The organism is Symbiobacterium sp. (assembly GCF_040797425.1).
In the GTDB taxonomy this organism is placed as follows: domain Bacteria; phylum Bacillota; class Sulfobacillia; order Symbiobacteriales; family Symbiobacteriaceae; genus Symbiobacterium.
Map to the genome: position 1 here is coordinate 21263 of NZ_JBFNEH010000032.1, position 26046 is coordinate 47308.

Below are 26046 nucleotides of genomic sequence, written 5' to 3' on the forward strand. Positions count from 1 at the left end.
CCTCCTATTGCTTGGGCGTGCGCTTGCGGTGGAAGTAGAAGATCGCACCGCCGAGCGCGGCCAGGCCGGCCAGTTGGACGGCCAGTGCCCGTTCGTCGCACGGGATCGAAAGGTCGTTTTCGTTGATGCTACAGCAGAAGTTGACCGTACAGTCGTAAAAGACCTGGGTTTCGAGTTCCTCGGCCAGAAGGTCTGCGTTCCATTCTTCACTCACCGGCAAATGCTTTCGCGTAACAGGCCGGAGCCACAATCTGTTCTCCTCCTTCCCAAGGGGCCACTACGGTGCTTTCCGAGAATTAGATGCCTCCTCCGCGGGGTCGCTGCGACCATCCGGCCCGGGGTGGCTGCCGTGCGGCGACGGCTAGGTGGTCCGCCACCGCCCGCTCCGCCACGGCGTCGGGAGCGTCTGTGCCGAGCGCCATCAGGGCGGCGCCGGTACGCGACGGCTGCGAGATGAACCAGCCCCGCATGCGGAACTGCAGCTGGGCCGGGTGAGTGGAGCGTCGACCCGTGGGTCCAGAATCCGGGCAGCTTCCGGCGGTCAACCGGCCAGTCGACGGCGCACAACAGCCGTCTGGAGGTCGGAGGCGGTCCGGCGCCAGTGCGATGTGACCTTACCCACGGTGACGCACCTGCTCGACGCCGAGCTTCCGGAGGACCCGCCGCAGGCTGGCCAACTGCGACCGGGCCTGTTCCCGTACGGCCAGGAGGACCTCGCACCATGCCTTGCTGCGCAGGAGGATGGCGTCGTCCAGTGCGGACTCCGTCGCGGCCAGGGCCATCTGCAGATATCGCTCCACATGGCCGTCCAGATAGAGGGCCAGGCCAACCCTTTCCTCGTCCAGTTCCTCTGGGTCGGTTACCCCCAGGCCCAAGGCGGCGTCGGTTAGCAGGCTGGTGAAATTGCCGGCGCGGAGGTCTTCGCGCCAGTCGGCGATGTCATCGAGAATTCGGTCGGCCAGGGCGAACTGGTCCTGGCTGCGGAAAGCAGGCCCGAGGAGGTCGACCTGTCCTGAGAGGTAGGCCAGCGCTCCGGTGACCAGTTTGGCCTTTGCCATCACGCCTGTGGCGATGGCTTCGAACTCGTCCTGACTGTAGGGCACGAGCCGGCCGTGGTGTTGCTTCTCCAAGACGATGCAGCGGCGGTAGTTCCACTGCTGCTCGCTGAACAAGGTCCAGAAGGGAGAATCGGGCGGAAAGAGTTGTGCCAGTATGGTATGGGTGCACTCCTGGATGATGGAGGGAAACAGGCAATAGGCGGTGGGCCAGTGGCACTGCCCGTCGCAGAGGCGGTCCATCATGAGGGCCTCGGTAAGGTAGTAGCGTCCCACCAGGGCAATTCTCTGGAAGGTCTCCACGGGAACGTCCGCAAAGGTCGGGCGGAAAAGCCAGGCGAACGTGTGAAAGAGGTTGTTCAGGTCCGTCTCCTGGTGCGGGATATCGACCGGATCCACCTGCAGCCGTGTGCAGTGTGCGACGATCAGCCGCTGATACTCCTCCGCCACGGGCATGATCTCGCTCCGGTAACGTTCCATGTAGGGTCCAACCATCTTGATCCCCACCACGGCACCCGTCTCACGCGCCAGCCGGGACGAGCTCCAGTACGTAGTTCCCCTCGCCCACCACCTGGCCTCCGCGCATGATGACATAATCAGACGCCAGGTGGGACAGCGGGGGCGAATCCTGAACGTCGCGGGACTCCCAGGTGGCATGGAGCGCCCACCAGGCCGAGGGTGAGTCGGGCTGACGACCGACGGCCAGGAGGTGCAGGTGCTCACCGTGGTAGGTGCTCTGCCTCACGCGGATGAAGGTGGGAGCGATGGTGATGTCGACTTGCGACAGGAGCCGGCGGATGACAGGGTCCGTCGCGGGCCCGCAGCAGATCACAGGGCGGCCGGTGAACTCCGGTGGGCTGGTCACCTGCCCCGTGTCCACCGCACCCCAGGCCCTCTGCACCAGCGAGATCAGCCGCTCCCGTTCTGCGGCGTCGACACTGCCCACGTAAAGGCGTGCGGGGCCCCTGGCTGCCCAGTAGGGCGTGAGGCACTCCTTGAGCGAGCCCTGAAACTCCAGGCTGGCGGCCTTGGCCAGCAGTACCTTCTGCGCAGCGCAGACTCGCCGGGCCAACTCCCGGAGTGCCGTGGCCAGGGGTGTTCCCATCCCTATGAGCCGCTCGAACTCGTCCGCGAAGAACCCGGTGTACAGCATGCCTGATCCGGCGTGATAGCGTGCCAAATAGCGGTAGGCGTACTCTCCGATGTGGCGCCGCTCGAGGATCGAGCAGACCGCAGTCACCACGTGCTTGTAGAAAGTGGTCTGCCAATCCTTGTACTGAGCGAAGGAGGGAAGCCCTCGCAGCGGTTCGACAAGTGCTGCGCTTCTTTGGACCTCCTCGCGCAGAGCAGGGAAAAACGGCTGCAACAGCGCCTGGGCGACGTGGTAGTACGAGCCGAGGCGCAGCCACTGCCGGTTCAACCCGTCCACGGCGGCGTCGGGAAAGCCCTCGTAACCGAAACAGAGAACGATGGCCCTTCGCCCTGGCAGAGGGAGGTCGAATCCGCACCGCTCCATCTTCCGGGCGAAGAAGACCACGGGAATGAAATGCAGCTCGATGTCCTCAGCGAGTCCAAGCAACTCGGCGACCTGCCGGGCGTAGTCCGCCCCGTCAGTCAGAGCTTGCACTTCCTGAACCGCCTGTCGCACCACGCCCTGCAGCTCATGCAGGGCGTCCGCAAGCCTGGAGGCAGCCCAGAACGACCGAAGGGCGTCAGCGTACAGGTCGAGGACGGCCTCTGGCGTGTCCTCACAGCGGAAGATCTCCCTCAGGCGCCGAACCGGCACCCTCCGAAGCATGTCTGCCGGGTAATCCCCGAGCCGCTCCATCGCAGGCAGCGGGCCGTGGAGGCAGGCGAAACGGGCCAGTTCTTTCTCGGGGAAGCCCAGGGCCAGGAGTGCGAGAGAGAGCGTCATCGCCGGGTGGTCCTTGTGAGACAGGAGCCGCCCAAGCACTGGTCTGAGGTGCGGGCTGACCGGGGCATCCGGCACCCGCCTGACCTTGAGGGCTGTCGTAATCGCCGCAATGCACTCCAGGGTGTTGTGGGTGTACACCCGGTTCTGCCAGCGGACGGGCGCGTCGGCGATCTGCATGAGAAACCCTCCCCTACTGGTTAATCAGCGCCCCCCTGAGGGTACCCGGATCCCCCAGCCGCTGACGCACCCTGCGCATGGCCCGGAGGCGGCCGGTCAGTTTGTCACGCAGCGCTGAGACCGCCCAGACCCACCCCGATGAGTTCAGGCGAGCAGCGCGGTCGGCCAGCGCCTCGACCAGTTGTATGCCGTACTCTGCGAACTCTTCGTAATATCCCTGTAGATAGATCACCTCTGCCAGGTCCTCCTCCGTGACCTCCTCCGGGTTCGGCATGGCCAACCGCTCCAACGCTCCGGTCAGAAAGAAGCTGTAGCGCCGATTGCGCAGGTCGGCACGCCAGTCGTCGAGGTCATCGACAATCTGGTCGACTGCGGCGGCCAGGTCCTGCGCCTCATGGAGGACGGGCAGGAGTTCGCGCCGGTCAGCCAGGGTTGACAGCGCGGAGGTGATCAGTTTGGCCGGCGAGAAAATGCCGGCAGTGGTTTGGAGGAACTCCTCCCGCGGATAAGGGATCAGGCGGCCGGTATGTCGGTATTCCAGTGCCATCGCCGCGTGGTAGCTGCGCCAGATGGCCGCATGATCCGACCAGAACGGCGACTCGGGCGGGAGGAGGCGCTGGAACCGGCGGGTGGCCTCCTGCAGCAGCCACTGGGCGGCGAGCCAGGGTTGGCGGCGCGTCGCCAGGTCGCCATCGAACAGTTGATCCAGGAGAACGACTTGCGAAAGGTAGATTCGGGAGATTACGGCCAGTTCGCGGTAGATCGCCAGGGGGATCTCGGGAAAGCAACCGTGAAACAAATAGGGGTAGATCATGTACCCGTTGCTTGTGGCGCCGGCGTTAGGTATCACCTCGGGTTCCACGCCCAACGCCAGTAGCTCGCCGAGTACCTCTTCCCGGTACCGGCGTTCCACAATTTCGGGCTCGTGGGCGAGCCCCGCACGTCGCAACCATTCACGCCACATGGCGGGCCACCTGCCGTCGCAGAAGTGGCGCCAACCACCCGTAGAGCCGGCGCCCCACGTTCAGCACCAGAACGGACCAGATCACGCCCTGGGCCAGGATCCAGGCACGTTCAGCGGTAGGCCCTTCGGTCAGCGTGCGCAACAGCTCGCCGGGGAGCATGCGCAGGAGGAGGCCCGACCAGCGGATGAGGCCCCAGGAGAAGGCCGCCACAAACGCCGCGTTGGCCACCCCGTAAACAGCGACGACCAGGCGTTGCACGGGGCCGTATGTGCGCAGGAAGTCGTCGCGCACCCGTCCGAGCGTGATCCACTCGAGCACCTGCCCCCAGCCGCGCCGGGCCAGGTTTACGATGCCGAAAAGGTGGGAAAGCATCCAGTAAGCGTCAAAGCGCAGAAAGGGCTGGAAGTTGGAGAGGATCGTGAGGTCGTTGACCAGCGCCAGCAAGGCCCACGGAATGTCGGGCCTGATCAGGTAGTAACTCCACATGAGGCTGCCGGCCAGGAACTGGAAGTAGATTCCGCCCGCAGAGACAGCGAAGCGCTGCTGCCTGGTGCCAGCCCAGATGTCATCGATCCGCGTGTAGCAGATGGGGTAGATCACGTTGAGGCCGATACCAATCTCGCGCACATTCATGCGCACCGCCCTTGCTGCTGCCGCGTGACCCAGTTCGTGCAGCAGTGCGACGGCGAGCATGATGGACCCCAGCACGGCCACGTGGGTGGGAGTGGTCGCCGACCATGGGTTGGTGGTGATCAGTTGGAGGATCCCCAGGCCATGGATGGTGGCGTAGGGGGGCAGCCGCACTGCCAGCGAGAGAAGCAGAAGCAGGACCACCCATCGCGGCCGAAAAAGGAAAGCCATCCCCGTCGCGGCTGCCGTGAGCGCGGGGCCGCTGAACAACCGGCGACGCACTTGACCGAATGGGTGGCCGGGCGCGGGTTCAGGCTTCCCGGCGGCCGCGATCCCTTCAATCAGCCCTCGGTCGGCCAGCCACCGGACGACCAACGCTGCGTCTTCCGTCCTGACCGGGGAGCCCATCGACTCGGTGGCGAGCCGTGCGAGGTCAGCCACGGTGCGGGTGCCGTCGGCATGGACGGCCACGTGGTACAGAAGAGGCCGCACCTGCCACTGCTGGCCGGCCGGACCGACCAGCCGAAAGGTGGGCGACCCATGGTGGTCGAGTTGGTGCAGGGTGACGCCCTTTGCCAGGGCCGGGCGTTCCATGAACCTCCCCCTCAGGTGGGTGCGACGGACCTGCACCGTATGCAGGACGCGCAGGTCCGTCGCAGGCCGGTGGGTCTGGAGTTGGTTAGCCGTTGTTGGTCTTGCAGGCGAAGTTCCAGAAGCAGCCGTAGAGCGACATCTCTTCCATGTCTTCGGCCAGCATGGCTTCCAGTTTCTCCAGGGTGATCCTATTCATGGGCTCCTTCTCCGGCTTGTTCATCTCACACCCTCCTCATGTGTTGATGTTGCAGTACCAGTTAATGGTGCAGTCGAAGAGTGTTTGTTGCTCCATTTCTTCCGCCAGCAAGGTCTCGAGCCTGTCCAGGGCGACGTGGTTCAGGGGCTGCGTTTTAGCCGGGGCTGTCCGCGTGGTTGCGGCATTCTTGTCGGTAACGCTCATGTGCTCATTCCTCACCTTTCCTGGCAACCTTGCCTCCAGCCAGTGCATTGCACCTGAACCTACTTGCTGTTGTTCTGATCGCAGAGCCAGTTGAACCCACAGTTGAAAAGGTCCTGGGCCTCCAGCTCCTCGGTCAGCAGGTGTTCCAGGGTCTCGAGACTGAGGTCGTTCACCGGCTCCTTGCCGACCGTGCGAACCCACTCTTCCATGTTGTCATCTCCTTGCGGCGGCGCGTTGAGCGTAACTTGTGGCGGACCATTTGCATGGCCCGTCACAAGACTTGTCGCAAGAGGCAGACCGGCCGGGGTTCACTCGGTGACGTAGCCGAGTTCGTGGTGGATGGGTGTGTCGTCCAGGTCGGTCAGCTGAGCGATCGCCTGCTGTACATGGTGGCGAAAGAGTTCGGCGAAACCGTCGCAGTACGGGCTGTAGAAATCCTCGTTGTGCTCCAGGGCATGGATCCCGCAGCCCCCGCTGCAGAAGAACATGTAGCGGCACCTTTGGCAGGCGGGAATATTGAGGCTGTGGCGTTCGAACCAGCGGTTGAGGCTTTCCTCATCCAGTTCCAGGTCGGGCCAGAACCGTCCCACCCTGGCGGAAGGAATACCGACGCCTTCCCAGCAAGTGTATATGGCGCCGTCGGCGGCGAAGACGAACATGTTCAGGTGGGCGCCGCAATACGCGGGCGTCAGCGCCGAGAGGAGGTTTTCCCTGAGCAGGCTGGCGATTTTCATGCGCAGGGTGCCGCCTGCCATGGCCACCACCGCGCGCCCGTAGCGAGGGCGGTACGCGGCGTTGATCTCGTTGACCAGTTGGATCACGGCCCGCTGCAGCCGCGTGGACTCGGCCTGCCCGCCTTTTCCCCGAATGGGGGCGCAGTAGGCCGAAAACCCCCGGTGCCCCAGCCAGCCGTAGCGATCAAATTCCGCCACCAGCTCCCGGATGGCGTCGCGGGTTTCCCAGCCCACGTTCATGCGCAGCGAGATATGTACCCCCAGTGCCAGCGCCATGTCGATGTTCTGCTTGATCTGCCAGTACGTGCCCTGGCCGTCGCGCGCCCAGCGCTGCCGGTCGTGGACCTCCTGCGGGCCATCCAGCGTGATCTGCACCGATTCCAGAATGCCGGGCCCCAGGTAGTCCCGGTAATGGTGCAGTTCCGTGCCGTTGGTCACCGCGTCAAACCGGTAGCCGAGGTCCGTCCCTTTCCCGAAAAGGTGCGCGAGCACCGGCCGATTCGCCGCAAGCAGCGGCTCACCACCGAAGAGCAGAATACGGTTGACTCTGCCCCCCCGGAGCTCCTGAAGTGCAGCCATCGCGCGGAGTGCGGCGTCCACCATGCGGGTGTCCACCGATGGCGCCGCGTTTGCCTCGGTGCGGAGGAAGTTCTGGAAGCAGTAGTCGCACCCGAGGTTGCATTTGAGGGTGGGCATGAAGATGAAGCTGGAGCTGCGCACGGCTTTCGCGCGGAGCGCGCGGCCGATGCGGATGGCCAACTCGCGCTCTTCCTCAACCGTCTTGCGGGTGATGTAGCCGCGGCGCAGCATGTCTTCCAGGTCCTGCTCCGAAAACCGGTCCCACCTCGTCATGCGCAGGTTGCGGGCCCACTCGTTGCTTACCCGGTCGACGGCGCCCGAGATGCCGTGGACCAGGATGGTCTCATCGCGGTCTTCCAGAGGGACGAAGATGATGTAACTGCTGAGCCTCACGCCATCATCTCCTGCCCGCATTTGCTGGTGGACAGAGCTAATCCTACCACATAGTTGGCAGAAAGCACAGAGGAATAGTTATAATCTGATAGAGAAAATCAGGGCAAGCGTGACCGAGTTCAAGTTGTTCCGGTATTGGGGCTGCCGTGGCTCAGCTTAAAAGGAGAGACCACCAGCAGACCGGGAAGACGCCACCAGGACGGTTCTTCCCGGTTGCCCATGGCTCTCCTTTGCGTCATCACTGGATCTGGCAAGCTTACTGCAAGCGATTGTTTCGTTACCCGTCAAGTTCGGATGGCTTCCAGCCACATCCACGCTTCCACCGTGTTCGCTACGGCCAGGAGCAGGACGGCGAACGCGATCACCAGATACTCGCGCAGATGAAGGCGCCGCTCTGCTGCCGGAATGTAGACGGTGCGGCCTCCCCAGAACGTCTCCTGAACGATCGAAGCGCTTCGGGCCAGGGCCGCCGCCACAAGGAGGAGGGCAGTCATCTCGTAGGGGCCGCTGCGGGTGTAGTATACCGCCAGGGTGGGCGCCAGGCGCTGAGGGAGGGGGACCGCGAAGGAATTGGTGCCCAGCCAGAGGCCGTACAGCACCGAGTTCAGGAACGGGACGTTGTACCCGAGGGAATAGCCGCCTGCCTGCACGCGACTCAGCCACACGGTGGCCAGGCCCGGCAGACAGACGTTATAGGCGAACAGCTGCGCGGCCAGGGGCACGAGGCTGGTCGGTTCGATGGGCGCGCCGCTACTAAGCCATCCGTGCAAGGCTCGTTCGGGGAGCAGATAGTAGCCCGCGATTCACCCCGCAAAGATCAGCAGGTGGCCGATGACCAGGGCCGAGGCGACTCGGACCGCCAGTCGATCGTGATGTAACCACCTGAGAATGCGTGGCCACACGAGTGAACTTCTCCCTCCAGATCCTCATCCTCAGTGGAGAAACTTGGCCTTGAACCAGTGAATGGCGGCGTAAAGCAGTGCGAGGCCGACGGCCAGATTGACGCCGATGGGCAGCCAGTGGTCCGGACCTGCCGTGAACGCGGGCGTGTGGATTGCGCCGAGCAGGAAACGGGCGTTCAAGATGGGCATCCAGGGCAACACCTGCTGGAGGGCGCCGGGAAGGATGTCGAGGGGGAGCATGAGGGCGAGAGCCCCCCGTTTCCGAAAGCCAGTCTGTGTCGCAGGCCGTGCCAGAGAAGCCAGCCATCACTGGGCCCCGTCACGGCCGTACGGAAAGGAACGAGATTCAGACCTGCGGTGAGCAGGTGCAGAATGATGTAAGGGAAAGCCCACGTGCCCAACTCCGGGCGCAGGGCGATCAAGCTGCCTGCGACCAGGAGGTTGGCCGCCGCTCCGCCCAGCATCATGGTCACCCACTGCCCGGACCCCACCTTCAGCGCGGGCGCGAGCCGGATCCGCACGGCGGTCATGCCCGCCGTTGTCGTGATGGCCGCGATGCGCACGCCCGGGCCTGCGGCGACCCAGTGTCCGACTTCGTGGAGGAACCCTGCCGTGAGCAATCCGCCGAGGGCGTGCAGGAAGTCGGCGACGGAGGCGCGATGGGGATTGACGAGCCAGACCGTCAGAACCAGCAGGCCGCTGGCAAAGAGGGAGAAGGGCAGAAAGACGAGGAGCAGGGCGGCCAGCACACGCCAGGTTGCGGTGCGTTCGGGCACGGAGAAGATCCGCAGCCTCATGACCCGTGCGTCCGCAGGCTGATCCGCACCAGCGCCCGCCACGGAATGATCGCGTCCGTGCGATTCACGTACTCCCGATACTGATCCCCGAAGATCTCGATACAGCGCTGCTCTTCAATGCGTGCGTGGATAAAGGCAAGGTAGATGTGCAGGCAAGCCGCCGAAACCAGCGCGATCTGCAGGTCGACCAGCAGTGCGAGGCCGTAGAGCATCAGGATTTGCCCCAGATAGGTGGGGTGGCGCAGAATGCTGTAAATGCCCGTATCGACCAGCTGCTCGCGCCGCTCTTTCTGGAACTTCGGCTTGGACCACCAGCGGTCGGACGACAGCGTGTGGACGCCGATCCAGGTGATCAGCAGGCCCGAAACGACCAGGACCACGCCGAGCGCGTAGCCCCAGGGAGGCACGCCGATGGCGTTGGTTCCCCAGGAACGGAGAACCTGAAAGTACTTGACGAAGAACGGCATGAAGCCGAGAAAGATGAGGACGTTGCCCGTGTAGTAGCCCATCCGGTCTCCCAATCTTCTCGCCAGCCAGCGACCGAGACGGTAGATTACGGCCAGCTCGATGAGGCCGCCGAGGGCGATGAGCGCAAAGATTACCAGAATCTCCACGATCATGCGCAGGATTCCTCCTCGTGCCTGACGCCGTGCCAGTGGAACTGCACGGACCGGGACGGATCGCCTGGGAAACAGGTGATGCGCAAATTGTGGGCAAAGTAGACGTTATATTCGGGCAAATGGCAATACAATAACGGTTTTTTACCCGGTAGTGAAAACCCGCGAATCGGCCGGCGAAGCGCGCCGAGGAATTCCCCTGCATTGACATGCACGGCCATCCCATGCTAACATTACATGTCGCCTCCGCGCGCCCGCGAGACGGGCCTGTGGTGGCAACCGCACGGGGCGGGTCCCGCAAACCGCCGCAAGGCGTACCTGGCTCCGGCGAGTCTACATCATTCGGAGGTGTTCCGTTTTGACGTACGCGATCGTGGAGACGGGCGGCAAGCAGTACCGGGTCCAGGTGGGCGACACCGTGCGGGTGGAGAAGCTGGCGGCTGCCGAGGGCGACAGCGTCGTCTTCGACAAGGTCCTGGCGATCAGCAAGGACGGCCAGATCACTGTGGGTTCGCCCTACGTCGAGGGGGCGAAGGTGACGGCCAAGGTCGCCTCCCATGGCAAGGCTCGGAAGATCATCGTCTTCAAGTACAAGGCCAAGTCCAACTACCGCCGGAAGTCCGGCCACCGGCAGCCGTTCACGGCGGTGACCATCGAGTCCATCGAGGGGTAGCGCGGTGATTACGGTGCGGGTGGGCCGGGCGGAGGACGGCTCGGTCATCTCGCTCCACACCGAGGGGCACGCCGGCTTCGCAGACCCGGGTGAGGACATCGTCTGCGCCGCGGTGACCGCACTGGTGGTGACAGCGCTCATCGGGCTGAAGCGGGTGGCTGCCCATCCCCACGAGGGCCGGGCCGGGTCGGGCAAGGCCTGGTGCAGGCTGCTGCCCGGCGGTACGCCGGAATCCCTGCTCAAGGCCCAGGCGATTCTGGAGACCACGGTTCTCGGCCTGAAGGATATTGAGAAGGATTATAAGGATTATGTCCGCGTGACGGAGGGAGGCTGACCCCATGTTCCTGCAGCTTTTCGCGAGTAAGAAAGGCGTTGGTTCGACCAAGAACGGTCGTGACTCGAATCCTAAGTACCTGGGCGTGAAGCGCAGCGACGGCCAGGTTGTGACGGTGGGCGAGATCATCGTCCGCCAGCGGGGCACCAAGATCCACCCCGGTGCGAACGTGGGCCGCGGCAAGGACGACACCCTGTTCGCGCTGGTTGACGGCATCGTGAAGTTCAGCCGCAAGGGCGCCGACCGGAAGCAGGTTTCGGTTCTGCCCATCGAGGTGGCCGTCGAGGCGTAAGACGGAGACCCGAGGCCCCAGCACCCTGGCGGTGCTGGGGCCTCTTCCACGGCGGCGCCTGGCCACATACGGCGCACCGGGCGGGCGAAGGCTAGCCATGAGAACGAGGTCTGGGGCGTGATGCCATGTTTGTGGATGTCGCCCGCATCTACGTGAAGGGCGGCGACGGGGGGCGGGGCTCCAACGCGGTCCGGAGGGAGAAGTTCATCCCCATGGGCGGACCGTGGGGCGGAGACGGCGGCCGGGGCGGCGACGTCGTCTTCGTGGTGGACCCCGGGCTGAACACCCTCGTCGATTTCAAGTACCAGAAGCACTTCAAGGCCGAACGGGGCGAGCACGGCGGCCCGAAGAGGATGCACGGCCGGAAGGGCGAGGACCTGGTGGTGAAGGTGCCCCCGGGCACCGTCGTGAAGGACGACGACACCGGCGAAATCCTCTTCGACCTGGTGGAGCCCGGCCAGCGCGCAGTCGTGGCCCGGGGGGGCCGCGGGGGTCGCGGCAACATGCGCTTCGCCACGCCTACCAACAAGTGCCCCACCTTCTACGAGAAGGGCGAGCCGGGAGAGGAGCGCTGGCTGCTGCTGGAACTGAAGGTGGTGGCCGACGCGGGCCTGGTCGGCTTCCCCAACGCCGGCAAGTCCACCTTCCTCTCCGCCGTGAGCGCCGCCCGGCCCAAGATCGCCAACTATCCCTTCACCACCCTGAGCCCCGTCCTCGGCGTTGTCGACCTTGGCGAGGGGCGCTCGTTCGTCATCGCCGACATCCCCGGCCTCATCGAGGGGGCGCACCAGGGCGTGGGCCTCGGGCACGAGTTCCTGCGCCACGTCGAGCGCACCAAGGTGCTGATCCACGTGCTGGACGGCGCCGGCACTGAGGGGCGCGACCCGCTGAGTGACTTCGACGTCATCCAGCAGGAGCTGCGCGCCTACAACCCGGAACTGGCCGAGCGGCCGACCCTGGTGGCGTTCAACAAGATGGACCTGCCGGACGCCCGGGAGAACCTGCCGCGGGTCCGCGCCGCCCTTGAGGCCCGGGGCTATCGCGTCTTCCCGATCTCCGGCGCCACCCGGGAGGGCTTCCGCCCGCTCCTGGAGGCGGCGTACGACCTGATCCGGCAGTGGGTGCCGCCGGAGCCCGCGGCGCCCGAGGCGGAGAAGGTCTACCGGCCGAAGGAGGACGAGTGGCGGGTCTACCGCTATGGCGGCATCTGGCACGTGGCGGGGCGCGACATCGAGCGGCTCGTCGCCATGACCATGTGGGAGAACGACGAGGCCGTGCAGCGATTCATGCGCATCCTGAAGGCGAAGGGCGTCGAGCAGGCCCTGCGCGACGCCGGCGCCCAGGACGGCGACACCGTGCGGATCTGCGACATCGAATTCGTGCTGACGGACGACCCCGAGTGACCCTGCGGGGCCGCCCGCGGCGGAGAGGATGAATGGCAGCGTGGAGCTCACCGGCAAGCAGAAGCGCTTCCTGCGGGCGATGGGCGTGACGATGAACCCGATCCTGATCGTCGGCAAGGAGGGCGTGACCGAGGGCGTGATCGCACAGGCCGACGGGGCGCTGCGGGCGCGGGAGCTGATCAAGGGTCGCGTCCTCAAGACGGCCCCCGACGACCCCGAGGCGGTGGCGGCCGAGGTCGCCGAACGCACCGGGGCGGCTCTGGTGCAGGTGGTGGGGCGGAACTTCCTGCTCTTCCGGCGGAACCCCGAGGAGCCTCGCATCGAGCTGCCCGACTGACAGGGGGTGGTGAGGTGGCGCGCGTCGCCATCCTCGGCGGCACCTTCGATCCGATTCACCTGGGCCACCTGGCCGCGGCCCAGGGCGTGGTGCATCTGGCCGGCGTCGAGCGGGTGATCTTCCTGCCCAACCGGGAGCCGCCCCATAAGGCAGGACAGCCGGTGACGCCGGCCATTCACCGCGCAGCGATGGTCAGGCTGGCGATCGCGGGGAACCCGTCCTTCGAGTTCTCGGACCTGGAACTCCGTCGGGAGGGTCCCTCGTATACCGTGGAGACGGTCCGGGCGCTGCAGGCGCAGCACCCGGACTGGGAGGCCGCGTTCATCATCGGGATGGACAGCCTGCTGGAGATCACCACGTGGCGGGAATACCAGACCCTGTTGCAGATGACGGACTGGTTGGTGGTCACCCGCCCGGGGTACGACCTGGACCGCGGGCGGCAGATGCTGGCCGATCTGGGGCCGCGCCTCGCGGCCCGCATTCGGGTGCTGGAGATCCCCGGGGTGGCGGTGTCCTCCACCCGGCTCCGGCAGCTGGCGGCGACCGGGTACCCGCTCCGGTACCTGGTTCCTGATGCGGTGGTGGCCTACATCGAAGAGCACGGGCTGTACCGCGGGAAGGACCCTGCCTGACGCGGCGGCCCGACCGGGAGGAAGCGACATGGCGGAGTGGAACGTGCTCGAGGCGGCGCTGCAGAGCCGGGTGACGGGCGAGCGCCTGGCCCACACGTACCGGGTGCTGGAGACCGCCCGCCGCCTGGGCCGGATCCACGGCGCGGACGAGACCCGTGTGGCAGTGGCCGCCCTGCTTCACGATTACGCCAAGCCCCTGCCGCCGGCGGAGTTGCTGCGCGAGGCGTTCCGCCTGGGCCTGAATCCCGACCCGGTGGAGCGGGCCGCGCCGCACCTCCTGCACGGGCCGGTGGCGGCCCGCCAGCTCCAGGAGCAGGGGCTGGTCACCGACCCGGAGGTCCTGCAGGCCATCGCCAGCCACACCACCGGCCGGGCGGGCATGAGCCTGCTGGAGAAGATCGTGTTCCTGGCCGACTATGTGGAGCCGGGGCGGAAGTTTCCGCGCGTGGAGGCGATCCGCGCCGAGGCCGAGCGAGACCTGGACCGGGCGCTGCTTCACGCCCTGGACAACTCGCTGGTCTACCTGGTGGAGCGGGGGTGGCTGATCCACCCCGCCTCCGTGGAGACGCGCAACTGGCTCCTGCAGCAGATCGGGCAGTAGCGTGTAGAGAGGGGGACAGGCGGGCGTGCGGTGGGGAAGGAGGCTGGCCCTGGCGGCGGTGCTCCTGCTCGTTGGCGGCCTGGTTTACGTGGCCGCCTCCCTGGGCGTGGCCGTGCAGCGCAGCTACAATCCCGTTCCCGCCGAGGTGCCCCCGGCGGTGCGCGCGACCCCCGTGCAGGCCGGCGAGCGCATCAACGTGCTGGTCATGGCCCTCGACCGGGAGGCAGTGCGCACCGACGTGCTGATCCTCGTCTCTCTGGACCTGGAGGAGAAGCGGGTCGGGGCGGTGCAGATTCCCCGGGACACCCGGGCGTTCCTGGCCGGCGAGGGCACCATCGAGAAGGTGAACCACGCCTATGCCTACGGGGTGCGCGACCAGGACCCCGCGTTCCCGCCGGAGCTGCGCGCGCTGAAGACGGTCGAGGGGCTCCTGGGCGTTCGCATCCACCACACGGTCGTGGTCGACATGGAGGCCTTTATCCGGGCCATCGACGCGATCGGCGGGGTGGAGGTCGACATTCCTTTCAGAATGGAGTATGACGACCCGGATCAGGATCTGCATATCCATTTTGAACCTGGACCGCAAATACTTGACGGGCGTCGGGCGCTTGATTATGTGCGCTGGCGGCACAACAATGATGGTACGGGGTATCCCGACGAGGACCTGGGCCGCATCCGGGCTCAGCAGGCGTTCATCCGCACGGTGGTTGCCCAGATGACCAGCCCGGGCAACCTCGTGCGGCTGCCCGTGCTCCTGCCGCAGCTCGCCGGCTACGTGCAGTCGAGCATCGAGCCCGCCCGCCTGCCCGAGTTGGTGACCCTGGCCTCCGGCCTCAGCCCGGAACGCGTGGAGATGGTCACCCTCCCGGGCACCACCGCAAGCCTGTACGATGAAAAGCTCGGGCAGTACGTAAGTTACTACGTTCACGACCCCGCAGCGACCCGGCGGCTCGTCGACCGGATAGTGAACGGCATCGACCCGGAGCGGGCCGCATCCGTTGCGGTGGCGGTGGCCGCCGCAGCGGGCGACGCCCGGGCGGAGGCCGTCGCCAGCCGCCTGGCGGAGCAGGGTTTTCGGGTGGAGCGAACCGGTCCGCCCGCGGACAGCCCGGCCGTGGTGCGCATCATACCGGGCGGCGACGAAGCCGGCAGTCTGATGGTCGCTCGATCGCTGCTCGCCCAGGGGTACCCGGTGGAGATGGTGACCGGCGAAACGGCGGGAGACGGGCCGGTGCAGGTGATTCTGCCGGCTCAGGAGGAACCAGACGGGTAAGGGCGAATAGGGTGAACCAAACGATAAGATTATTTTTGCGAAAGGGGAATGCCGGATTGACTGATTCCGCCGAGATGGCCCAGTGGGCTGCTTTCGCTGCTGACGAGAAGAAGGCCCGGGACGTCCGCATCCTCGACATCCGCGGCATCAGCCCGGTCGCCGACTACTTCGTGATCTGCTCCGGCAACAGCGGTATACACGTGCGGGCCATCGCAGACCACGTGGAGAAGCAGCTCACCGAGAAGGGGCTGTCGCTCGATCACGCGGAGGGCTACCGGGCCGGCCGGTGGGTCCTGCTGGACTTCGGCGACCTGGTCGTCCACGTGATGCAGGATGAGGAGCGGGCCTTCTACAACCTGGAGCGGCTCTGGGGCGATGCGGTGGAGGTCGCAGTCAGAACGCCGGCTGCGGGATAGGGTTTGGTCAGGTTACGGGACGGCGATACGCCGTCCCGTTTTTCGTACACACTAAGTCCACACCTCAGCGAGGGGGCGATGGGCGATGCGTCGGGGCTGGCGGTACTTCCTGATTGCGGTCCTGCTGCTCTTTCTGGGGGCCGGGGCAGGTCTGGGCGCCTTCGTCGCGCGGGCAGTCGCCAGCGCCCCGAAGCTGGACGAGATCAACTGGGCGACCAACACGGTCATCTACGACCGGGAGGGCAACGAGATCTACGAACTGCACGCGGGCGAGAACCGCACGCCGGTGAAGATCAGCCAGGTTCCGCCCATCGTCCGCGACGCCTTCATCGCCGTCGAGGATCCGCGGTTCCGCCGGCACCACGGGATCGACCTGCGGGGCCTCGCCCGGGCCGCCTGGCGCACCGGGCTCCACCTGCTGCGCCTGCCCGGGGGCCGCGTGGAGGGCGGCTCCACCATCACGCAGCAGCTGGCCCGCAGCGGCTGGCTCACCCAGGAGGTCACGCTCACGCGCAAGATCCAGGAGGCCTGGATTGCGATTCAGCTGGAGCGGCGCTATTCCAAGGACCAGATCCTGGAGATGTACCTGAACCAGATCTACTTCGGCCAGGGCGCCTACGGCATCCAGGCGGCGGCCGAGACCTTCTTCGGCAAGGACGTGGGTGAACTGAACCTGGCCGAGGCGGCCCAGCTGGCCGGCATGGTCAATGGGCCGTCCCTCTATGACCCCTATGTCGACATGGAGGCCTCCCTCCGCCGCCGGAACGTGGTGCTGGCGGCCATGCTCCGGGAGGGCGTGATCGACCAGGCCCAGTACGAGGAGGCCCTCGCCTTCCGGCCCACCTTGCGCCGGACCGTGCACAGCGCCGAGCCGCAACAGAAAGGGAACGCCTTCATCGACTACGTCATCAACATCCTCACCGCCAGCCAGCCGGGGCTGGCCGAGCGGTACGGGCTGAAGCTGAAGGATCCGGAGTCGGTGGCGCGTGCCGGCCTGAAGGTCTACACCACCCTGGACTCCCGCATCCAGGCGATCGCCGAGCAGGCGGTGGCGGAGCAGATGGACGCGGCCGACGTGGCCTACGGCATCCCCGCCGACGGGCCCCGCCCGGAGGTCGCGGTGGTGGTGATGAACGTCCGCACCGGTGAGGTGCTGGCGATGGTGGGCGGCCGCCAGCGGCAGGGCATGCTGGAGTTCAACCGGGCCACAGACGCCCTGCGACAGCCCGGGTCGGCCATCAAGCCCATCGTCGCCTACCTGCCGGCCCTGGAGGCGGGCATGTCGCCCGCCACCATCCTCGACGACGCGCCGGTGCGTCTCTCTAACGACGGCACCACGGTCTGGCCGCAGAACTACGACTACCGCTACCGCGGGCTGAAGCCCGCCCGCTACGGCGTGGAGCAGTCGCTCAACCCGATGGCCGTGCGGGCCATGCAGTACGGCGGGGGCCCGTGGGTGGGGGCCGACCTGGCCCGCCGGCTCGGGCTCACGACGATCCTGCAGGAGGACGAGAACCTGGCCCTGGCCCTCGGCGGCATCTCGAAGGGCGTGACGCTGCTGGACATGACCACGGCGTTCGGCGCCGTGGCCAACATGGGGGTGAAGGTCGACCCGGTGGTGATCACCCGGGTGGTCGACCGCACCGGCGAGGTCCTGTTCGAGGCCCGGCCCCGCCAGGAGCAGGTGGTCAGCCGGGGTGCCGCCTATCTGATGATCGACATGATGAAAGACGTGGTCCGCCGCGGCACTGCCTACGCCTTCACCGGCGGCTTCCGGGGCTGGCCGGCCGCGGGCAAGACGGGAACCACGGAGGAGAACCGCGACGCCTGGTTCATCGGCTTTACGCCCGACCTGGTGACCGCCGTCTGGAACGGTTACGATGACCCCAACAACCACTTGCCCTGGACCGGCGCGTACGTGCCGGTGCAGATCTGGAACCGCATCATGACACAGGTGGTGACCGAGCCGCCGGAAGACTGGCCCCAGCCGCCCGAGGTGGTGTGGGTGACCGTCTGCCGGCTGACCGGGATGCTGCCTGACGCCAACTGCCCGCAAGACCAGGTGGTGCGGGACCTGTTCCTGCAGGGGAGCGAGCCGAAGTCCGCCGGCGACCTGCTCGTGCGGGCGAAGGCCGTGCAGGTGACCGTGCCGGGCCCGGACGGCCGCCCTGTTTACAAGGAGTGGCAACTGTGGCGGCCGGGCTGCGCCGGAACGCCCGTCGAGCGGGTGTTCATCCGCCGTCCGGAACCGCTGGTGAGGCACCCCACCGAACCGTGGAACCCGAGGTACCTGCCGGCCGACATCGCCGACCAGTTGCCGACCGCCGCCTGCCAGCCCGGTTCGCCGTGGGACTGGCTGCCGGGGGCGGACGAGCCGGACCTCCCGGAAGAGGAGGAACCGGAGGAGCCGGAGGAGCCGGCCGAGCCGGAGGAGCCTGCGGAAGAGGAGGAGGCGCCCCAGACGCCGGAAGCGGAGGACGAAGTACCCCGGCCGGCCCAGGAGCAGGACGAGCTTGCGCCCTTGCAGGAAGGGCTCGGGTGACCCTAAGGTCGGGCGAAAATCACAGTTCTCAGCGTGCAGTGACGTGAAGGAATTCCGCCCTTCCGCAGGGAAGTCGCCACCAGGCGACCAGATCGTCCAGAAGGCGACGCGGGAGGGCGGGACTGTGGAGAACTTCATCATCCAGTTGGCCCCGCAGGTGCTGGACAGCCTCCACGACGGGGTGGTGGCGGTGGATGACGCCGGGATCGTCGTCTACGTCAACCAGGCAAACACGCGCATCACCGGGCTCACCCGGGAGCAGGTGATCGGCCGCCATGTCCGCCACGTGGTGCCCGGTTCGCACATCCTCGACGTGCTGGAGACGGGCCGGCCGCTCATCGGGGTGCAGACCAGGGTCTTCGACCACGTGGTGGTCTCCAACATCGTGCCCGTCTACGACCAGGGGCGGATGGTGGGCGTGGTCTCCGTGTTCCGGGACATCACCGAAATCCTGTCCCTGTCCCGGGCGCTGGCCGAAGCGCGCAACACCATTGACCTGCTCCGCAGCAACCTCACGGCCCCGTCGCTCACCGAGGATGGGGTCATCATCGGCAACAGCCCGGTGGCGCAGCGGACGTACCTGACGGCCCGGAAGGCCGCCACGGTGGACTCGCCGGTGCTCATCGAGGGCGAGAGCGGCACAGGCAAGGAGGTCGTCGCCCGCCTCATTCACAACCACAGCGCCCGGCGGGAACAGCCGCTGATCGCGGTGAACTGCGCGGCGATTCCCGCCTCGCTGCTGGAGAGCGAGCTCTTCGGCTACGAGGAGGGCGCCTTCACGGGTTCCCGGAAGGGGGGCGCCCGGGGCTGTTCGAACTGGCCGACGGGGGTACCCTCTTCCTGGACGAGATCGGCGACCTGGAGCTGGGGCTGCAGGCCAAGCTGCTCCGGGCCCTGCAGAGCGGCGAGATCCGCCGGGTCGGGGGCTCTCAGGTCCGCCGGGTGAACGTGCGCATCATCTCGGCGACCAACCGCAATCTTGCCCGGCTGGTGCGGGACAAGCAGTTCCGCGAGGACCTCTACTACCGGCTGCGGGTGATTCACCTGGTGCTGCCGCCCCTCCGGGAGCGCCGGGAGGACATTCCGCTCTTCCTGGAACAAGCGCTCCGGCGCACCTGCGAGCGGCTGGGTCGGCCCCAGATGAGCTTCACGCCGGCTGCCGTGCGGGCCCTGATGGCCTACCCGTTCCCCGGCAACATCCGGGAACTGGAGAACGTGGTGGAGCAATCGGTGGTGATGGCGGAGGGCGATCTGATCGACGTGGCCGACCTGCCGCCGGAGGTGGTGGGCGCGGACGCCGGGGATACCTGGTCGCCGGCTTCGGCCGACGCCGCGGGCGTGCGGCCCGAACACCTGCCGACCCTGGAGGAGGCGGAGCGACGGCTCCTCGAGGCGGGACTCAGGGCGTTCGACTCCAAGGTGGCCCTCGCCCGCCACCTGGGCATCGGCCGGGCGACGCTGTACCGGAAGCTGGCCAGGTATGGGCTGGACTAGCAACTGTCTCGTTTGGATACAGGATGAGACGCCTTGTGTATCAATTTGAAACGCATCAGGGCCGGAGAGCAGTCTCCGGCCCTGATTCCGTCGTTGGCATGGTGCTTGCATCCTACTTAAGGCGTATTCCTTCAAACCATTTTTCCTGCCATAGAAGGAGGAGTCAGCCATGCCTAAGGGCGAGCCTTTCAAGATCAAGATGGTGGAACCGATCCGCCTGATCCCGCGGGAGGAGCGGGAGAAGGCGATCAAGGCGGCACACTATAACCCGTTCTTCCTGCGGTCGGCCGACGTGTACATCGACCTGCTCACCGACTCCGGCACCGGCGCCATGAGCCAGTTCCAGTGGTCGGCGATGATGCTGGGCGACGAGGCGTATGCCGGCGCCAGCAGCTACTTCAAACTGAAGGAAGCCGTCACCGACATCACCGGGTACGAGTACGTCATCCCGACCCACCAGGGCCGCGGCGCCGAGAAGAGCGTCTTCTCGCAGATCGTCCGTCCTGGCATGTACGTGCTCTCCAACATGTTCTTCGACACCACCCGCGGCCACGTGCAGCTGGCGGGCGGCCGTCCGGTGGACCTGCTGACGGATTATCCCACCGAGGAGTACCACCCGTTCAAGGGCAACATGGACACGGCGAAGCTGGAGCAGTTCATCGCGGAGCACGGCGCCGAGAACATCGCCTGCATCGTGATGACTGTGACCAACAACTCGGCCGGCGGCCAGCCCGTCTCGATGGCCAACATCCGGGAGACGTACCAGATCGCCAAGAAGTACGGCCTGCTGGTGCTGTTTGACGTGGCCCGGTACGCGGAGAACTGCCACTTCATCCGGATGCGGGAGGAAGGCTATCAGAACAAGCTGCCCATCGAGATCGCCCGGGAGATGTTCTCGTATGGCGACGGCCTGATGATGAGTGCGAAGAAGGACGCACTGGTGAACATCGGCGGCCTGCTGGCCTTCCGGGACGAGGAGCTGTACACGAAGGTCGGCGGTGCGGTGGTGCCCTTCGAGGGCTTCCTCACCTACGGCGGCCTGGCGGGCCGCGACCTGGAGGCCATGGCGGTGGGCCTCCGGGAGGCGCTGGACCCGGAGTACCTGGCGTACCGGGTGGGCCAGGTGGAGTACCTGGGCAAGCTGCTACGGGACGCCGGGGTGCCGATCCAGTGGCCGGTGGGCGGCCATGCGGTGTTCGTCGATGCGGCGAAGTTCCTGCCGCACATCCCGTGGGACCAGTTCCCGGGGCATGCGCTGACGGTGGCGCTGTATCTGGAAGGCGGCGTGCGTGCGGTGGAGGTCGGCTCGCTGATGATGGGCCGCGACCCGGAGACGGGCGAGAACGTGCGGAGCCCGTTCGAGTTCACCCGGCTGGCGATTCCGCGGCGGGTCTACACGAACCAGCACATGGAAGACGTGGCCGAGGCCGTGATCAACGCATTCCAGAAGCGCGACCAGATCCGGGGCGTCAAGTTCACCAAGGAGCCCAAGGTGCTGCGCCACTTCACCGCCCACTTCGACCTGGTGTAGTTCGGATGCTGAAACGGCCCCGGCTGCACCCCCACGAGTCGGGGCCGTCTCTCCTACCTCGACGAATCAGAGGAGGCCGCACGCATGGCAGAACAGCGCGATCAGTGGAAATCCAGGTCCGGCTTCATCTTCGCCACCATCGGCGCTGCCGTGGGGCTCGGGAACTTCTGGCGCTTCCCGTTCATGGCGTACCAGAACGGCGGCGGTGCGTTCCTGCTGCCCTACTTCGTGGCGCTGCTCACGGCTGGCGTACCGCTCATGATCCTGGAATTCGGGTTCGGGCACAAGATGCGCACAGCCACCATCACGGCCTTCAAGAACCTGAACCGGCGCTTCGAGTGGGTCGGCTGGTGGCAGATCACCGTTCCCGTCGTGGTCGTGACTTACTACAGCGTGATCATCTCGTGGGCTCTTCGCTACCTGATCCTCAGCTTCACCCAGGCCTGGGGGGAGGATCCCGGCACCTTCTTCAACGTCGACGTCCTCGGGGTGACCTCGGGCCCGCTGGAGTTCGGCGGCATCCGCTGGGCCATCCTCGCGGCTGTCGCGCTGATCTGGTTGGCCAACTACTACATCTCGTCCCAGGGCATCTCCGGCGGCATCGAGAAGGCATGCAAGTTCATGACGCCCTTCCTGGTCGTCGCGATGATCATCTTCGTGATCCGCGGTGTCACGCTGCCGGGTGCCAGCTATGGCCTGAACTACTTCCTGAACCCCGACTTCAGCAAGATCGCCGATCCCGGCGTGTGGGTCGCCGCGTACAGCCAGGTCTTCTTCTCCACCACCCTGGCCGTGGGCGTGATGATCGCCTATGCCAGCTACCTGCCCAAGGGCTCTGACCTGTCCAACAACGCCTTCATCACCGTCTTCGCGAACTCGTCCTTCGATTTCATGGCAGGTCTGGCCGTTTTCTCGACCCTGGGTTACGCCGCCGTCAAGGCCGGGGTGCCCTTCGAGGAGATGGCGGTGGCCGGTGCCGGCGTGGCGTTTGTCGCTTTCCCCAAGGCCGTCTCGATGCTGCCCGGACCGTTCTGGCTCCAGTCGCTCTTCGGCATCCTGTTCTTCGCCGCCCTGCTGCTGGCCGGCATCTCCTCGTCGATCTCCCAGATGGAGTCCTTCGCCTCGGCGGTGATCGACCGCTTCGGTGTGGACCGGAAGAAGCTGCTGGGCTGGTTCTCCCTCATCGGCTTCGCTTTCAGCTCCCTGTTCGCCACCGGCGCCGGCGTGCACATCCTGGACATCGTGGACCACTTCGTGGGCAGCTACGCCATCGCGGTGCTGGGCCTGGTGGAGGCCATCGTGCTCGGCTACTTCATGGGCACCGCCAAGATCCGGGAGCACGTGAACCTTACCTCCGACATCCGCGTTGGGCTCTGGTGGGACGTGCTGGTGAAGTATGTCACCCCGGTCCTGCTGGGTTACAACGTGATCTCCAACTTCATCAACGAGTTCCGGGAGCCGTACGCCGGCTACCCGACCGGCGCCCTGGTGCTCTTCGGCTGGACCGTGGCCATCGCCATGTTCGGGTTCTCCATGATCATGCAGATGCGTTCGCAGCAGCTTGATCTGAGCCAGAAGGGGGTTGGGTAGCCATGCCGCAGCAGGGGCTTCTGCCGGGCTCGCTTGTGATGCTCGTCTTCGGCATCGCGTTGCTCTGGGGCGGACTCACCTTCTTCATCACCACCGCGTTGCGGGCCGAGAAGAAGAAGGAACATCAGCACGGCTAGCCGCAGTGGCTGGATGTCGCCGGAACCCGCTTGGGGTTCCGGCGACGTGTTTCAAGTTGCGGTGCGCCCTTGACTTTGGCGCGCATGCGCGCCATAATCAAGTGTAATTCGCAATCTGATTGCTGGAAGGCGATGACGGGGAGCAGTAGCCCCTCCACCGCTTTCAGAGAGCCGCCGGCAGGTGCGAGGCGGCAGCGTGTGGGCGGCGAACCTCGCCCCGGAGCCGCACGGGCGAACCCCGGGCATGAACCCGGCCCGTAGCCCGTGCCGGGAGCGGCCCGTTACAGCCGGGAGAGCAGGGCCTGCTCCGTCAGGCCAAGCAGGGTGGTACCGCGGGAGCAACGGCTCTCGTCCCTTCGTGGGACGAGAGCCTTGTCATCTTTCGCAGCTTTTCATCCAGAGGAGGTCCAACCAACCTATGGCAGAAGACCGGTTCGATTTCCGAGAAGCCGAGCCGCGCTGGCAGCGCCGGTGGGAGGAAGAGGGCCTGTACAAGGTCGAGCGCGACCCGTCGAAACCCAAGTATTACGCGCTGGCCATGTTCCCGTATCCGTCGGGCAAGCTGCACATGGGCCACGTGCGCAACTACACCATCGTCGACGTGATCGCCCGTTACCGGCGCATGCGGGGGTACAACGTGCTGCACCCCATCGGGTTCGACTCCTTCGGCATGCCGGCGGAGAACGCCGCCATCCAGCACGGCGCCAACCCGGCCGTGTGGACGAAGCAGAACATCGCCGAGATGACGGAGCAGCTGAAGCAGCTGGGCTTCTCCTACGACTGGTCGCGGGCGGTCTACACCTACCGCGAGGACTACTACCGGTGGACCCAGTGGCTCTTCCTGCAGTTCTACAAGAAGGGCCTGGCCTACAAGAAGACCGCCCCGGTGAACTGGTGCCCCTCCTGCCAGACGGTGCTGGCCAACGAGCAGGTGGAGGACGGCCGGTGCTGGCGCTGCGACTCCGAGGTCACGAAGAAAGACCTGTCCCAGTGGTTCTTCCGCATCACGCAGTACGCGGACGAACTGCTGGAAGACCTGAAGCTGCTGGAGGGCGGCTGGCCGGACCAGGTGCGCATCATGCAGCAGAACTGGATCGGCCGCTCCGAGGGCGCAAGGGTCGAGTTCACGCTGGTGGCCACGGGCGACAAGATCCCGATCTTCACCACCCGGCCGGACACGATCTACGGCGTTACCTTCATGGTGGTCGCACCGGAGCATCCGATCGTGGAGAAGATCTGCACCTCCGGCCTGGTCCCGGAGGAGCGGGTGGCCGCCATCCGGGCCTTCCAGGAGCGGATGAGGACCCTGAGCGAGATCGCCCGCACGTCGACGGAGGCGGAGAAGGAAGGCCTGTACACCGGGCTGGACGTGATCAACCCGTTCAACGGTGAGAAGGCCCAGCTCTGGATCGCCAACTACGTGCTGATGGACTACGGCACCGGCGCCGTGATGGGCGTGCCGGCCCACGACCAGCGGGACTTCGAGTTCGCGCAGAAGTACGGGCTGCCCATCAAGGTGGTCATCCAGAACCCCGAGCGCAGCCTGAAGGCCGAGGAGATGACCGAGGCCTACGTGGATCCCGGCATCATGGTCAACTCCGGCCCCTTCGACGGTACCCCCAACCTCGAGGGCATTCCGAAGGTGATCGCCTACGCCGAGGAGAAGGGCTTCGGCCAGAAGACGGTCACTTACCGGCTGCGGGACTGGCTGATTAGCCGCCAGCGGGCCTGGGGCGCGCCGATCCCCATCGTCTACTGCGACAAGTGCGGCACGGTCCCCGTGCCGGAGAAGGACCTGCCCGTACGGCTGCCGGATGACCTGGACTTCACCGGCGAGGGCGCTTCGCCGCTGGCCCGTCACCAGGGTTTCGTCAACACCACCTGCCCGCAGTGCGGCGGCCCCGCCCGGCGGGAGACCGACACGATGGACACCTTTGTCTGCTCCTCCTGGTACTACCTGCGCTACTGCGACGCCCACAACGCCGAGAAGCCCTGGAACCCGGAGGACGTGGACTACTGGATGCCGGTGGACCAGTACGTCGGCGGCATCGAGCACGCCGTGCTGCACCTGCTCTACTCCCGCTTCTTCACGAAGGTGCTGCGCGACATGGGGCTGGTGAAGGTCGACGAGCCCTTCGCCCGGCTGCTCACCCAGGGGATGGTGCTCAAGGATGGCAGCAAGATGTCCAAGTCCAAGGGCAACATCGTCTCCCCGGAGGAGATGATGGCCAGGTACGGCGCGGACGCCTCCCGGCTGTTCATCATGTTCGCGGCGCCGCCCGAACGTGACCTGGACTGGTCCGACGCCGGCATTGAAGGGGCCTACCGGTTCGTCAACCGCTTCTACCGTATGGTGATGTCGGCGCTGCCCGCGTATCGGCGTGCCCGGAGCCTGGTGGCGGCCGATGGCTCTTCGGCGGACGGTGCGCTCTCCGAGGCCGAAATCGCCGCCGGCCTGGCCCGGGTGGCCCCGAGCCTGACGGCGGAGGACCGGGAGCTGCGGCGGGTGATCCACGCCACGGTGAAGCGCATCACCGCCGACCTGCACGAGCGGTTCGCCTTCAACACCGCCATCTCGGGCCTGATGGAGATGACCAATGCCATCTATGCGTACCGGGACAAGGTGAACGCGGAGGAGGGCGACGCCAGCGCACTGGTGCTGGCAGAGGCCATTCACAAGGCCGTGCTGATCATCGCCCCGTTCTGCCCGCACCTGGCCGAGGAACTCTGGTCGCAGATGGGCCATACCCGCTCCATCCACCGGGAGTCCTGGCCCACCTACAACGAGGAGGTCGCCAGGGCCGAGACGGTGGAGATCGTGGTGCAGATCAACGGCCGGGTGCGCGACCGGATGGAGGTGCCGGCCGGCATCAGCGCCGCCGAGATGGAGCGGGTGGCCCTGGCCTCCGAGAAGGTGCAGGCACTGGTGGCCGGGAAGCAGATCGTGAAGGTGGTCCCGGTGCCGGGCAAGCTGGTCAACATCGTGGTGAAAGGGTAAGCAGAAGCGGTCGAGGGGTGGGCGTGGTGGGGGCG

General features: G+C 66.2%; 29 protein-coding genes and 1 other annotated feature. Of the genes, 16 read left to right on the top strand and 13 right to left on the bottom strand.

Features of this window, described 5'->3' with window-relative positions:
- Window positions 1-4: 4 nt before the first annotated feature.
- The 13 genes from AB2385_RS11005 to AB2385_RS11065 all read right to left on the bottom strand — a co-directional run bounded on the left by AB2385_RS11005 (window position 5) and on the right by AB2385_RS11065 (window position 9761).
- Window positions 5-214 (bottom strand): hypothetical protein, encoded by a 210-nt coding sequence (locus AB2385_RS11005; protein ID WP_367655042.1) that lies wholly within the window; start codon window positions 212-214, stop codon window positions 5-7.
- 400 nt (window positions 215-614) lie between these two features.
- Window positions 615-1550 carry a hypothetical protein gene (locus tag AB2385_RS11010; protein WP_367655043.1) on the bottom strand — a complete coding sequence of 312 codons (936 nt, stop codon included), beginning with the start codon at window positions 1548-1550 and terminating at the stop codon, window positions 615-617.
- Between the two features lie 25 nt (window positions 1551-1575).
- Window positions 1576-3147, bottom strand: coding sequence for a hypothetical protein (locus AB2385_RS11015; RefSeq protein ID WP_367655044.1), 1572 nt, complete (start codon window positions 3145-3147; stop codon window positions 1576-1578).
- A gap of 13 nt (window positions 3148-3160) precedes the next feature.
- Window positions 3161-4111 carry a hypothetical protein gene (locus AB2385_RS11020; RefSeq protein ID WP_367655045.1) on the bottom strand — a complete coding sequence of 317 codons (951 nt, stop codon included), beginning with the start codon at window positions 4109-4111 and terminating at the stop codon, window positions 3161-3163.
- Window positions 4101-5336, bottom strand: a complete 1236-nt coding sequence (locus tag AB2385_RS11025) for a hypothetical protein (RefSeq protein ID WP_367655046.1) — start codon at window positions 5334-5336, stop codon at window positions 4101-4103. The genes AB2385_RS11020 and AB2385_RS11025 overlap by 11 nt, the downstream gene beginning before the upstream one ends.
- A gap of 85 nt (window positions 5337-5421) precedes the next feature.
- On the bottom strand, window positions 5422-5556 hold the full coding sequence (locus AB2385_RS11030) for a hypothetical protein (RefSeq protein ID WP_367655047.1): 135 nt from the start codon (window positions 5554-5556) through the stop codon (window positions 5422-5424).
- Window positions 5557-5568: 12 nt separating this feature from the next.
- Window positions 5569-5736, bottom strand: coding sequence for a hypothetical protein (locus AB2385_RS11035; RefSeq protein WP_367655048.1), 168 nt, complete (start codon window positions 5734-5736; stop codon window positions 5569-5571).
- Between the two features lie 59 nt (window positions 5737-5795).
- Entirely contained in the window at window positions 5796-5945 is a 150-nt protein-coding gene (locus AB2385_RS11040) for a hypothetical protein (protein WP_367655049.1), read from the bottom strand.
- A 99-nt stretch (window positions 5946-6044) separates the two neighbouring features.
- Window positions 6045-7442, bottom strand: a complete 1398-nt coding sequence (locus AB2385_RS11045; protein ID WP_367655051.1) for a radical SAM protein — start codon at window positions 7440-7442, stop codon at window positions 6045-6047.
- Window positions 7443-7726: 284 nt separating this feature from the next.
- On the bottom strand, window positions 7727-8212 hold the full coding sequence (locus AB2385_RS11050; RefSeq protein WP_367655052.1) for a hypothetical protein: 486 nt from the start codon (window positions 8210-8212) through the stop codon (window positions 7727-7729).
- Between the two features lie 162 nt (window positions 8213-8374).
- A complete protein-coding gene (locus AB2385_RS11055; RefSeq protein ID WP_367655054.1) occupies window positions 8375-8533 on the bottom strand; it encodes a hypothetical protein in 159 nt (52 codons plus the stop codon).
- Window positions 8521-9141, bottom strand: a complete 621-nt coding sequence (locus AB2385_RS11060) for a hypothetical protein (protein WP_367655055.1) — start codon at window positions 9139-9141, stop codon at window positions 8521-8523. The genes AB2385_RS11055 and AB2385_RS11060 overlap by 13 nt, the downstream gene beginning before the upstream one ends.
- Entirely contained in the window at window positions 9138-9761 is a 624-nt protein-coding gene (locus tag AB2385_RS11065) for an isoprenylcysteine carboxylmethyltransferase family protein (RefSeq protein WP_367655056.1), read from the bottom strand. Before AB2385_RS11065 ends, AB2385_RS11060 begins: the two co-directional genes overlap by 4 nt.
- 355 nt (window positions 9762-10116) lie before the next feature.
- Here AB2385_RS11065 and rplU point away from each other — a divergent pair, with 355 nt between their 5' ends.
- From rplU to leuS, 16 genes are all read left to right on the top strand, one after another.
- Entirely contained in the window at window positions 10117-10431 is a 315-nt protein-coding gene (gene rplU / locus AB2385_RS11070) for a 50S ribosomal protein L21 (protein ID WP_367655057.1), read from the top strand.
- 4 nt (window positions 10432-10435) lie between these two features.
- Window positions 10436-10765 (top strand): ribosomal-processing cysteine protease Prp, encoded by a 330-nt coding sequence (locus AB2385_RS11075; protein WP_367655059.1) that lies wholly within the window; start codon window positions 10436-10438, stop codon window positions 10763-10765.
- A gap of 4 nt (window positions 10766-10769) precedes the next feature.
- Window positions 10770-11057 (top strand): 50S ribosomal protein L27, encoded by a 288-nt coding sequence (gene rpmA / locus AB2385_RS11080; RefSeq protein WP_367655060.1) that lies wholly within the window; start codon window positions 10770-10772, stop codon window positions 11055-11057.
- A gap of 125 nt (window positions 11058-11182) precedes the next feature.
- Window positions 11183-12460, top strand: a complete 1278-nt coding sequence (obgE, locus tag AB2385_RS11085) for a GTPase ObgE (protein ID WP_367655062.1) — start codon at window positions 11183-11185, stop codon at window positions 12458-12460.
- Window positions 12461-12488: 28 nt separating this feature from the next.
- Window positions 12489-12797 (top strand): ribosome assembly RNA-binding protein YhbY, encoded by a 309-nt coding sequence (gene yhbY / locus AB2385_RS11090; RefSeq protein WP_367655063.1) that lies wholly within the window; start codon window positions 12489-12491, stop codon window positions 12795-12797.
- A gap of 14 nt (window positions 12798-12811) precedes the next feature.
- Window positions 12812-13429: a nicotinate-nucleotide adenylyltransferase gene (nadD, locus tag AB2385_RS11095; RefSeq protein WP_367655064.1), complete on the top strand. Its 618-nt coding sequence runs from the start codon at window positions 12812-12814 to the stop codon at window positions 13427-13429.
- A 28-nt stretch (window positions 13430-13457) separates the two neighbouring features.
- Window positions 13458-14030 (top strand): bis(5'-nucleosyl)-tetraphosphatase (symmetrical) YqeK, encoded by a 573-nt coding sequence (gene yqeK / locus AB2385_RS11100; RefSeq protein ID WP_367655066.1) that lies wholly within the window; start codon window positions 13458-13460, stop codon window positions 14028-14030.
- A 25-nt stretch (window positions 14031-14055) separates the two neighbouring features.
- Window positions 14056-15303 carry an LCP family protein gene (locus AB2385_RS11105; RefSeq protein WP_367655067.1) on the top strand — a complete coding sequence of 416 codons (1248 nt, stop codon included), beginning with the start codon at window positions 14056-14058 and terminating at the stop codon, window positions 15301-15303.
- Between the two features lie 74 nt (window positions 15304-15377).
- Window positions 15378-15719 carry a ribosome silencing factor gene (rsfS, locus tag AB2385_RS11110; protein WP_367655076.1) on the top strand — a complete coding sequence of 114 codons (342 nt, stop codon included), beginning with the start codon at window positions 15378-15380 and terminating at the stop codon, window positions 15717-15719.
- Window positions 15720-15804: 85 nt separating this feature from the next.
- Window positions 15805-18261: a transglycosylase domain-containing protein gene (locus tag AB2385_RS11115; RefSeq protein WP_367655069.1), complete on the top strand. Its 2457-nt coding sequence runs from the start codon at window positions 15805-15807 to the stop codon at window positions 18259-18261.
- Window positions 18262-18385: 124 nt separating this feature from the next.
- On the top strand, window positions 18386-19207 hold the full coding sequence (locus tag AB2385_RS11120; RefSeq protein WP_367655070.1) for a sigma 54-interacting transcriptional regulator: 822 nt from the start codon (window positions 18386-18388) through the stop codon (window positions 19205-19207).
- On the top strand, window positions 19120-19755 hold the full coding sequence (locus tag AB2385_RS11125; protein ID WP_367655077.1) for a sigma 54-interacting transcriptional regulator: 636 nt from the start codon (window positions 19120-19122) through the stop codon (window positions 19753-19755). Before AB2385_RS11120 ends, AB2385_RS11125 begins: the two co-directional genes overlap by 88 nt.
- A 169-nt stretch (window positions 19756-19924) precedes the next feature.
- Window positions 19925-21286 (top strand): tryptophanase, encoded by a 1362-nt coding sequence (locus AB2385_RS11130; protein WP_367655071.1) that lies wholly within the window; start codon window positions 19925-19927, stop codon window positions 21284-21286.
- 84 nt (window positions 21287-21370) lie between these two features.
- Window positions 21371-22876: a sodium-dependent transporter gene (locus AB2385_RS11135; RefSeq protein WP_367655072.1), complete on the top strand. Its 1506-nt coding sequence runs from the start codon at window positions 21371-21373 to the stop codon at window positions 22874-22876.
- A 2-nt stretch (window positions 22877-22878) separates the two neighbouring features.
- Window positions 22879-23013: a MetS family NSS transporter small subunit gene (locus AB2385_RS11140; protein ID WP_367655073.1), complete on the top strand. Its 135-nt coding sequence runs from the start codon at window positions 22879-22881 to the stop codon at window positions 23011-23013.
- A 123-nt stretch (window positions 23014-23136) separates the two neighbouring features.
- Window positions 23137-23372, top strand: a binding site (T-box leader).
- Window positions 23373-23431: 59 nt separating this feature from the next.
- The gene (leuS, locus tag AB2385_RS11145; protein ID WP_367655074.1) at window positions 23432-26011 is read left to right on the top strand and encodes a leucine--tRNA ligase; all 2580 of its coding nucleotides are present in this window, start codon (window positions 23432-23434) and stop codon (window positions 26009-26011) included.
- Window positions 26012-26046: the final 35 nt, after the last annotated feature.